This window comes from Amycolatopsis sp. NPDC058278, from assembly GCF_042881395.1.
GTDB lineage: Bacteria > Actinomycetota > Actinomycetes > Mycobacteriales > Pseudonocardiaceae > Amycolatopsis.
Genome location: NZ_JBHVXZ010000280.1, coordinates 1 through 1,327 on the forward strand (window position 1 = coordinate 1; position 1,327 = coordinate 1,327).

Annotated in this window: 1 protein-coding gene; it reads left to right on the top strand. The window is 74.2% G+C overall.

What is annotated here, in order from left to right:
* Positions 1-71: 71 nt before the first annotated feature.
* Entirely contained in the window at positions 72-1,217 is a 1,146-nt protein-coding gene (gene wecB, locus ACFVYA_RS49965; protein WP_387055712.1) for a non-hydrolyzing UDP-N-acetylglucosamine 2-epimerase, read from the top strand.
* Positions 1,218-1,327 lie beyond the last annotated feature (110 nt).

The window sequence follows — 1,327 nt, forward strand, 5'->3', positions numbered from 1 at the left end:
CCCTCGCACGCCGGCGCCCCGGGCTGGTTATTTCCTGGACACTGGTCGATGTGGAAAAGGGGCACCGCGAGGTGGACGTGATGTTGCTGGCCGGGACGCGGCCGGAAGCCGTCAAGCTCGCGCCGTTGGCACTGGCACTGGCGGCCCACCCGGTGCTGCGCCCGGTGGTGGTGCACAGCGGCCAGCACCCGGGCATGGTCGAGCAGGCCCTGGAGCCGTTCGGGCTGGCCGTGGACGTGTGGCTCGACGTGCCGCCGCGGGTGACCGGCAGCCAGGCCGAGCTGGTGGCGGGCCTGCTGCCCGCGCTCGACGACGTGCTGCGCCGCCACACCCCGGCCGCGCTGGTGGTCCAGGGCGACACGACGACGACGCTCACCGGCGCGCTGGCGGCGTTCTGGCTGGGCATCCCGGTCGTCCACCTGGAAGCCGGGCTGCGCACCCACGACCTGGCGGCGCCGTTCCCGGAGGAGGGCGCGCGGCAGATGGTGTCCCGCATCGCGGCGCTGCACCTGGCCCCGACGCTCGGCGCGGCGGCGGCCTTGCGCTCGGAAGGCGTGGCCCGGCAGCAGATCGCCGTCACGGGCAACACGGTGGTCGACGCGGTCCTGGAGATCGCGGCCCGCGACCTGCCGGCGCGCGACACGGCGCTGGCGTTGCTGGAGATGGAACTCGCGGAAGCCGGCGAGCGGCTGGTGCTGGTCACCTCGCACCGGCGGGAGTCCTGGGGCGAGCCCCTGGAGCGGACGCTGGCGGCGGTGCAGCTGATCGTGGCCGAGCACCCGGACGTCCAGGTGCTGTTCCCGGCGCACCCCAACCCCCAGGTCCGCGCCCAGGTGGAGGCGGCACTGGCCGGCCTGCCCCGGGTGACGGTGACGGACCCGCTGGAGTACCCGGACCTGGTCCGTGCGTTGCGGCTGGCCGCCCTGGTACTGACGGATTCGGGCGGCATCCAGGAGGAGGCCCCGACGTTCGGCACCCCGGTGGTGGTCCTGCGCGACATCACCGAGCGAGTGGAGGTCGTGGCGGCGGGGTGTGCGTGGCTCGCGGGCACGGACACCGAGCGCATAGCCGACACGGCGGCAAGGCTGCTGAGCGGGGAACTGCGCCCGGCCCAGGTGGGAAACCCTTACGGCGAAGGAAATGCGGCGGCGCTGGCGGTCGCGGCGATCGAGGAGCTGCTGGGCGTACGGGCAGCAGCCCCGGCGGCGGCTTCCTGACGCGCGCGATCACCAAACCCGAGACGACACCCACACCCCCCGCAACCCCGATCCGAAGCCAGAACACGGCCGGCGGCGCCGGGTCAAGGCACGCTTTCCCGCCTTGACCC